The following is a 9,589-nucleotide window of genomic DNA, read 5'->3' on the forward strand; positions in this document are numbered from 1 at the left end:
CAGCAGCTGCCACCAATACGGCTTCAACCGATTTGAATTCTTCATCCCCATGATGAGCACCGATACAGTTCTGTACCAATACACTTTCATGGTATTTCTTAGCTACATCCACACCAATCTGTACGTGGGAGCCTTCCATATCGTGGTCAAGCGCTTTCCCTAAGTCATGGAGTAAACCACCGCGTTTAGCAAGGGTTACGTCACAACCTAATTCGGCTGCCATCATGCCGGCCAAATGAGCCACTTCAACGGAGTGTTTCAATACATTTTGACCGTAGCTGGTACGATATTTTAAGCGACCTAAAATACGGATAATTTCAGGATGTAAGCCATGTACATCGGCTTCAAAAGTTGCCTGTTCCCCCGCATCTTTAATAACTTGGTCAACCTCTTTACGAGCTTTACCAACCATTTCTTCGATGCGAGCCGGATGAATACGGCCGTCAACAATCAATTTCTCAAGGGCAATACGCGCTACCTCACGGCGAATCGGGTCAAAGCCGGAGAGAATAACTGCTTCAGGGGTATCATCAATGATAAGATCTATACCTGTTAAGGTTTCTAGGGCACGAATGTTTCGGCCTTCACGACCGATAATTCGCCCTTTCATTTCATCATTTGGAAGAGCTACTACCGATACGGTAGACTCTGCAACATGATCCGCAGCACAACGTTGAATTGCGGATGCAATAATTTCTCGGGCGTTCTTTTCAGCCTCTTCCTTGGCTTGTTGCTCTAAATCTTTAACAAGAACCGCCGTTTCGTGACGAATTTCTTGTTCTACATTGGAAAGTAAAATTCCTTTCGCTTCCTCAAATGTCATGCCGGAAATACGTTCTAATTCCGCCATTTGTTGGTCGTACAGAGCTTCTGTACGTTCTTTTAAAGTTTTTGTTTCTTGTTCTTTACGATGCAACGCATCTTCTTTTTTCTCTAAGGATTCCAATTTACCGTCGAGATGTTCTTCTTTCTGAAGAATACGTCGTTCTAAACGTTGTAATTCATTGCGTCGATCTCGGTTTTCTTTATCCGCTTCACTGCGAAGTTTATGAATTTCTTCCTTAGCTTCTACTAAGGCTTCTTTTTTCTTAGACTCAGCCAATCGCTCAGCATCAGCTACAATACGAGCCGCTTCAGTTTCAGCACGGTTAAGCTTCCCTTCAGCGATGTTCTTACGCATCATATAGCCTACACCAAGACCGATAAGCACCATTACAACGGCAATAATACTATACTCTAAAATAATGTTCACCTCCTCATATAAAAGTAAGAAGCGCTTTCGTCTTCTCCTAAATTGCCGTCTGTTTCATACATATTTGAAATTTGCCCACTACTGTGAGACTACTATAATTGTAGTCTGTCATCAATCCCCTGTCAAGGTAAACTCTATATAGACTACTCATAGCGAGCAACCCGGTCACAGATATTCCGGATTGTTCCGGCGCTAAAACCACGGTTTTTCAAATAGTTAAAAACTTTCTTGTATTCAACGCGGGCCTCCAGAGGCCAAGTGTTATCAAACCACTCGGCCTCTGCTGCCGCATCAACACCGATAAAATGACGAACCACCAACTTAAGGGCCGGCTCAGTTTCATCATACTGCGAAAGTTCATTCCCAATTGGCAAGCCTCGTTGATAAAGCTTATTACGAATGAACTGAACACTGTATTTAGCTTCACTTATGTATAATTGTAATGCATCATGAGCTAAACGTTCGTCGTTGATGTAATCAAGGTCTTCCAGACGCTCCAATACTTGATGTATTAAATCGGCCGGCACGCCTTTACGCTGAAGTTTTTGCGTCAGCTCCAAGCGGCTCAGGAAGCGAGGCGCCAAAAAGCGCATCGCCTGGTCTATGGCCGTTGTAAGCGTATATTCTTTGGTCAAAGCCATCGAATTATTCTTCCGTCGTTTCTTCGCCGACTACATCAAAAGTTTCCGGTTCCGCCATCAAAGTATCACGAATGATAGTATCGATTTCATGAGCGATTTCCGGATTAGAACGTAAGTATTCTTTAGCCGCTTCCTTACCTTGGCCCATACGTTCATCATTGTAAGAGTACCAAGCACCGGATTTTTTAATAATTTCCATGTTGGTACCGATATCAATTAAAGTACCTTCATAGGAAACGCCACTGCCATACATCAAATCAAATTCAGCAGTTTTAAATGGCGGTGCCACTTTATTCTTAACAACTTTTACTTTAGTTCGGTTACCTACGTTTTCATTATTTTGTTTAATAACTTCCCCTTTACGCACATCGAGGCGAATGGTGGAATAGAATTTTAAGGCACGGCCACCGGTCGTTGTTTCCGGATTACCGAACATAACGCCAACTTTTTCACGCAACTGGTTGATAAAAATTACAACCGTACGAGATTTGCTGATAATACCTGTTAATTTACGAAGCGCTTTACTCATTAAACGAGCCTGCAAACCTACGTGAGCATCGCCCATTTCACCTTCGATTTCGGCTTTCGGTACCAACGCTGCTACGGAGTCGACAACGATGATATCAACAGCACCACTGCGAACGAGGGACTCTGTAATTTCAAGAGCCTGTTCACCATTATCCGGCTGAGATACTAATAAGTTATTAATATCGACACCCAAATGACGGGCATATACAGGATCGAGCGCATGTTCCGCATCAATAAAGGCCGCAATGCCGCCACCCTTTTGTGCTTCTGCAATAGCATGCAAAGCTACGGTTGTTTTACCGGAGGATTCAGGGCCATAAATTTCAATAACACGGCCGCGGGGAAAACCACCTACACCTACAGCAAGGTCAATAGCCAAACAGCCGGTGGAAATAACTTCAATATTCATGCGGTCCGTAATATCGCCAAGGCGCATAATAGCACCTTTACCATAATCTTTCTCGATTTTCTTCAACGCATTGTCTAAGGCTTGTTCTCTACCTTCCATGATATAATCCTTTCTTTGTCATATCATACATGACTTAATAAATATATTAATCTTTAAAATTGATAAGCATACTTTTGCAACAAGCCTTCCGCTCACAACGTAAACGTAGAACTTCTAAAAGTATAAGTAACACCTTATCGTTTACCGGTTATAGCCTGATACAAGAGATATAAGGCTCGTTCCGCCGTACTCTGACGAATACTTTCACGGTCACCGATAAAATCATTGCGATAGGCTACCGTACCGTTAGGCCCGGAAACCCCGATATATACAAGGCCTACCGGTTTTGTTGCCGTTCCGCCGCCCGGTCCGGCAATACCGGTCGTAGATACGCCATACGTTGTCCCTAACAGTTTACGCGTACCTTCCGCCATGGACTTGGCCACTTCTTCACTGACAGCGCCATAAGTATCCAATTCTTCTTGCGGCACGCCGAGTACTTTGTGTTTTACTTCATTGGAGTAGGAAATGACTCCGCCCTGTACATAAGCACTGCTGCCCGGCATTTCAGTGAGCTTTTTCCCCACCAAGCCACCTGTACAGGATTCGGCGGTAGCCACCGTAGCTTCAGCCTCCAATAAGGCATCCGTTACCAGTTCCAGCATGGATTTTTCTAAACGGCGCCCTAAGGAATCGCCGAGGCGTTCCCGCAAGATAGCATCCCATGGAGCCAATAAAGCTTCCGCCTCTTCCGGCGTCATAGCTTTTGCCGTAATCCGTAATTCGATATAGCCGTTTTTAATTAAAAAAGCAATGGTCGGATTCTGCTGTGCTTTGACTAAATCCATGAGAGCTGATTCCAACTCCAGTTCGCGCATACCATACACCGCATAGCGATGAGATTGAACAACACCTTGACCGCCAAAATGTTCCATCAAATACGGGCGCACCGATTCATCAAATACGGCTTTCATTTCTGCCGGCGGTCCCGGCAAAAGTATATACGTCGTGCCTTCAGCTTGAACGGCTACGCCGGGCGCTACGCCGCAACTATTCATGAGCGCTTGGCTGCCAACGGGCAACATCATTTCCCGACGGCTCGGATCCGGCATTTCCCGCCCTTTGTTGGCAAAAAAGGCTTTTACCATGCGTTCTGCATCAGCATTGAGCTCCAATTCAAGACCAATGGCTTTTGCCAAGGATGGACGGGTAATATCCCCCTGAGTCGGTCCCAAACCACCGGTACAAACCACTAAATCGGCACGGCTGCCGGCCAATTTAAAACAGTCTTCCATTCGCGTCGGATTATCGCCAATTGTGCTTTGAAACGCTACGGTATAACCGAGCTTATTGAGCTCACGCGCCAACCACGCCACATTGGTATTAATGGTATCGCCTAATAACAATTCTGAACCTGTTGAAATCAATTCTACTATCATCATTTGCCTCAATTCTCCCATTCGGGATTACGGATACCGATTTCTTTGTTACTTCAAATTCCGTCAGTTCGCCTGAAAGCGCGTTACTTCTTGGGAATTACTTCTTGGGAATTACTTCTCAGAAATTACTTAGTGCGCACTTCGGCTACCACGTCATAAGCAAAGCCTTGGGCCACTGTAACCGGCACGATTTGCCCCACTTCAAGGCCTGCCACATCTTCAATGTACATATTGCCGTCTACATCAGGCGCCTGCGTTTCCAAGCGGCCTTTAGCCAATAAATGACCATGTTCGTCTTCGCTGATTTCTTCGATAATCGCTTCGTGCTCCGTGCCTTCTAAGTCACGGTTATTTTCCTCTGAAATGGCCGCCTGAATGGCCATCAACGCATGATAACGTTCTTCCTTGACCTCTTCCGGAACTTGGTCATTCATAGCGCCTGCCGGTGTACCGTCTTCCTGAGAGTAAGTAAATACGCCCATATTATCGAAGCGAACGTCTTTGACAAATTCGCAAAGTTCTTCAAACTGTTCGTCCGTTTCACCGGGGAAACCTACAATAAGGGATGTACGAAGCGTTACGTGACTCGCTTTGCTGCGAACTTTTTGCAATAAATTCACAATATCCGCTTTACGGTCTTTACGATTCATGCGACGCAAAATATCGTCATTAATATGTTGCAACGGCAAGTCGATATAATTACAAATCTTAGGTTCCGCTACAATAAGATCCAAAAGCTCATCGGTGAAATATTTAGGATATAAGTACAATAAACGGTACCACTCTATACCTTCCACTTTTACGAGGGCTTTTAAGAGTTCCGCCAACATCGGTTTACCATTGTTAAGATCGGAGCCGTAACTCGTTGTATCCTGAGCAATGAGATTAATTTCTTTAACGCCCATAGCGGCTAAACGCTCCACCTCTTCTACGATGGATTCAATTGTACGGCTGCGGTAAGCACCACGTACTTTTGGAATAATACAGAAAGTACAACCATTGTCACAACCTTCGGCAATTTTTACATAGGCACTGTACGTCGGTGTAGTCTGCATACGCGGCATGCGTTCATTATAAATATTGGTAATCGAGTCCATAATGCAGATACGTTTGCCATCATCAATCGCTTCGATAGCTTCCATGATACGATTCCATGAACCGGTACCGATGAGGGCGTCGATTTCAGGAATTTCCGCAAATAGCTCTTCCTGATACTGCTGACTTAAACAACCGGCCACAATCAAGCCGCGACAAGCGCCGAATTGCTTATATTCACTCATTTCTAAAATCGTATTAATCGATTCTTGTTTAGCTTTTTCAATAAACGTACAGGTATTAACGATGATAATTTCTGCTTCATCCAAGGTTTCCGTGATTTCATAGCCGTTATCCTTGAGGGCCCCCAGCATAATCTCCGTATCCACCAGGTTTTTGGCACAGCCTAAACTCACATAGCCTAATTTTTTACTCATTGTATATCCTTTCTAAAGCGCACTTGGCTAATCCATTTATCCAACAATACTTTTTTGCCGTCTTCCGTGTAACCACCCTTGGTATCCCAAAGAACCAATTCACGGCCTAAAGAATCCACCGGATTTGGCAATTCCGGATTGGTGTACACATAATAAAAGCCATTGTCTTGCAAAAATTGCGACACTTGTTTTGACAATAACCATTTAATAACTTGGGTCGCCTCTTCTTCATGGGTTGTGCCTTTTAACATACCCACACCGGTCAAGTAATACGGTGTACCGTCAGCGGGGAAAATAATTTTCACCGGATATTTATGGTTCACATATTGCTGACCGTCAGAATAGTTACCGATACCCAAATCAGTTTCACCCAAGGCGGCCAAGCGAATCGGTGTCGATAAAAATTTCGCGTATTGCACCACATGCGGTTTTAATTCCACAAAATAATGCAAACCCTGTTCTTCCCCGTTCATTTCGACAAAGCTGTATAAAATATTCGCCGCACTGCGCGAAGCTACAAAGTCTGTCATAATGATGCGCCAATCGCCGGGAAGAATTAATGATTGCCAGGCCGTTACATAGCGGCCCATGCGATTATAAAAGGCATCGCTCTGGGCAAATACAACCGGGTCATACCAAATGCCGACCCAAAGGGCATCGTTATTTTTAAAACGATCGGATATTTCGTCTACCCCTTCGGTAAGGACCGGTTTTAATTGATTATATTTAACACCGATGTCTAAATTATCTCGGGTCGTGATGACCAAATCGCCCTTTTGATCGGATGCGGGCAAGGTCATACGCGTTGCCATCTGTTCTTCCGTAATCGGCAACATGGTGAGGCGTACATGGTACTGCATTTCATACTGTTGCGCCAACAAAGTGGTCAAGTTGGAAGGCAGGTCCGTATAAATCGTCAGCTCCGCTTTAACCGGAATGGCCGTACGCTCTTTTTCTTCAGTTTTTTCAAAATATGTTCCCGCTGCAAACATGCCGAGAACAAAGGCTATTAATAATGCGATAGGCCAAAATCGTTTCATGCTCATGCCCGCCTCCATTATGACACACTAAGGTCGTCTATTGCCAGCCAAACCACCTCGTTTTGACTGTTTACTTATACTGATTTTGCCACGGTCGTTCGACTTTGACCCCTGACTTCTGCCGGAGCCGGACCGACCACCTTGAGTCCGTCGATTTGGCGGCTGATTACCGGTCTGCTTTCTATGCTGATTACCGGCCTTATTACGTCCGATTGGACGAGGCGGAATTAAGCACAAAGGTCCGAAGCCGATTAAATCGGTACGCCCTGCCTTTACCAAGGCTTCGCGGACTAAGTCATAGTTATCGGGATTCTTATATTGCATAAGTGCCCGCTGCATCGCTTTGTCGCGCCCTTTTTTGGCCACATAGACGGCTTCGCCGGTGAGCGGATTAATACCCGTATAATACATGGCGGTGGATAAACTGCCCGGCGTAGGAATAAAGTCCTGCACCTGTTCCGGCGTCATCTTCTGATCCCGTAAAAACTCCGCCAGTTCAACGGCGTCAGCCAAGGTACAACCGGGATGAGAACTCATAAAGTAAGGAACTAAGAATTGTTTCTTACCTAATTGGCGATTAGCCGTTTCAAACCAATCTTTAAATTTGAGGAAAACGGTTTTGTCCGCTTTCCCCATGATTTCCGTAACCGCTTCCGACACATGTTCCGGTGCCACTTTCAGCTGACCGCTTACATGATGTTCGCATAATTCTTTCACAAATTCGCGGTTATTATCTTCCAATACATAGTCATAGCGTAAACCGGAGCGCACAAAGACCTTCTTAACGCCTTTGAGCTTACGCAATTTACGCAATATTGCTAAATAATCATCATGACTGGTGTCGAGATTTTCACAGGCATGAGGGGCCGCACAGTTCTTACCGGGGCACGCACCTTTAGTTCCCTGTTTCTCACAAGCCGTGTGGCGGAAATTTGCCGTCGGACCACCTACGTCATGAATATAGCCCTTAAAATCAGGCATGGCTATCATACGTTCCGCTTCAGCGATGAGCGATTCATGACTACGGTTCTGAATAATGCGTCCCTGATGGCTCGTAATGGCACAGAAGGAGCAGCTGCCGAAACAGCCGCGATGGCTTACCAGACTAAACTGCACTTCCCTAAGTGCCGGCACGCCGCCCTTCGCATCATAACGAGGATGCCAACGCCGCGTGAACGGCAAACTGTATACTTCATCCATTTCAGCCTGCGTGAGCGGCAAAGCGGGACTGTTTTGAATCACATAACGGTCCCCGTGAAGCTGAGCCACGGTTTTGCCGATAAACGGATCTTGTTCATAATATTGAATGCGAAAAGCTTCAGCAAATTGCTTCTTATCTTCTTTCACTATTTCATAAGACGGACATTCCTTGATTTTTCCTTCCGGCAAAGTCTTTGACATGTAGCAAATCCCTTTAATGGTTGGCAATTGCTCGATCAGACGATTTTCATCCAAGGCTTTCGCCAATTCTAAAATCTGTTTTTCACCCATACCGTAGATGAGTACGTCCGCTTTACTATCAACCAAGAGCGAACGGCGCACCGTATCGGACCAGTAATCATAATGGGCAAAACGGCGCAAACTCGCTTCAATCCCACCGATGATTACGGGCACATCACGGAATGCTTCACGCATGCGGTTCGCATATACCAGTGTCGCCCGATCCGGCCGATGACCGCTTTCACCGCCCGGTGAATAATCATCATTGTGGCGGAATTTTTTAGCCGCCGTAAATTTATTAAGCATAGAATCAAGATTACCGGCTGTTACCAACGAAGCCAATCGAGGTTTGCCCAGCACTTTAAAGGCATTTACATCTTGCCAGTCGGGCTGTGCAATGAGCCCCACCCGATAACCGTGGTGCTCCAACAGTCGGCCAATCACACTACCGGCAAAAGAGGGGTGATCCACATAGGCATCACCGGTAATCAACACGAAATCGAGTTCAGCCCAACCGCGTGCTTCCATCTCCGCCCGTTCCGTAATTAAAAAGTCGCTCACTACACATATCTCCTTAATTTATACTGTATTTACACAAAAAATAACCAGCCTAAAAATACAACTATACAAATAACAATAACAGATACGGCTAATCGCTCCTGAGCCAACGTCTTCTGACGACGTTGCTGCCGTGACGTATAGCTCAAGCGCTTGGAATGAGGTACTACAATGTCCACTTCCCGTTCAACATCTTCATGATGAACAAGTTTACGCGGTTTTACTCGCCGCAAAGGTACGCCCAAGGGCTCACCGATTAAACTTTTATAACGATCAATCATGCGATGTCGTTCAAGGCCCATTAAATCCGCATAATTGCCGATAAAGCCTTTTACATACACATCACCGGGGATAATCTTATAATTGTCCTCTTCAATCGCTTCCAAATACGCGGAGCGGATGTGTAAAGCCTGTTCAATATCTTTAATAGTCAGACCTCGCCGTGTACGTTCTCGACGTAATTCTTCGCCTATCGTTGACAAGTTCGGCCTCCTTTAAATTCTAACATCATTTTAACTTTCTAATTCTACCAATGCTTCTAGTTTTTAACTCATAAAATCCTATGAGAAATAACGCGTTTTCACTTCTTCCGGTGTCATTAAAATATCGCGCGGTTTACTGCCGTTAGCAGGCCCGATGATTTTCATTTCTTCCATCGTATCCACTAAGCGAGCCGCCCTGGAATAACCGATTCGGAAGCGACGTTGCAACATGGACGTAGAAGCCTGACCTTCACTCATAACGCGCTCAATCGCCCGTTCTAAGAGTTCA

The 9,589-nt window shown here is 45.3% G+C and carries 8 protein-coding genes and 1 pseudogene (1 of these 9 cut by a window edge); all 9 read right to left on the minus strand.

Going from position 1 to position 9,589, the window contains the following annotated elements:
- Window positions 1–1,213, minus strand: a pseudogene (rny, locus tag QZL64_RS08930) (ribonuclease Y) (it extends 322 nt beyond the left edge of the window).
- A 182-nt stretch (window positions 1,214–1,395) separates the two neighbouring features.
- Window positions 1,396–1,893, minus strand: a complete 498-nt coding sequence (locus QZL64_RS08935; RefSeq protein ID WP_021841653.1) for a regulatory protein RecX — start codon at window positions 1,891–1,893, stop codon at window positions 1,396–1,398.
- A gap of 4 nt (window positions 1,894–1,897) precedes the next feature.
- Window positions 1,898–2,929, minus strand: a complete 1,032-nt coding sequence (gene recA / locus QZL64_RS08940) for a recombinase RecA (RefSeq protein WP_021841654.1) — start codon at window positions 2,927–2,929, stop codon at window positions 1,898–1,900.
- Between the two features lie 134 nt (window positions 2,930–3,063).
- Window positions 3,064–4,308 carry a competence/damage-inducible protein A gene (locus QZL64_RS08945; protein WP_021841655.1) on the minus strand — a complete coding sequence of 415 codons (1,245 nt, stop codon included), beginning with the start codon at window positions 4,306–4,308 and terminating at the stop codon, window positions 3,064–3,066.
- 125 nt (window positions 4,309–4,433) lie between these two features.
- Entirely contained in the window at window positions 4,434–5,780 is a 1,347-nt protein-coding gene (rimO, locus tag QZL64_RS08950) for a 30S ribosomal protein S12 methylthiotransferase RimO (RefSeq protein ID WP_021841656.1), read from the minus strand.
- Window positions 5,777–6,820, minus strand: coding sequence for an extracellular solute-binding protein (locus tag QZL64_RS08955; RefSeq protein WP_247239736.1), 1,044 nt, complete (start codon window positions 6,818–6,820; stop codon window positions 5,777–5,779). Before QZL64_RS08955 ends, rimO begins: the two co-directional genes overlap by 4 nt.
- Before the next feature lie 27 nt (window positions 6,821–6,847).
- A complete protein-coding gene (locus tag QZL64_RS08960) occupies window positions 6,848–8,821 on the minus strand; it encodes a YgiQ family radical SAM protein (RefSeq protein ID WP_021841658.1) in 1,974 nt (657 codons plus the stop codon).
- A 29-nt stretch (window positions 8,822–8,850) separates the two neighbouring features.
- Window positions 8,851–9,300: a helix-turn-helix domain-containing protein gene (locus QZL64_RS08965; RefSeq protein ID WP_021841659.1), complete on the minus strand. Its 450-nt coding sequence runs from the start codon at window positions 9,298–9,300 to the stop codon at window positions 8,851–8,853.
- 78 nt (window positions 9,301–9,378) lie between these two features.
- A partial coding sequence (locus QZL64_RS08970; RefSeq protein WP_296309506.1) for a DNA translocase FtsK occupies window positions 9,379–9,589 on the minus strand: 211 nt, incomplete at its 5' end.

The sequence above is a fragment of the Veillonella sp. CAG:933 genome (assembly GCF_000431435.1).
Classification (GTDB): Bacteria; Bacillota; Negativicutes; order Veillonellales; family Veillonellaceae; genus Veillonella_A.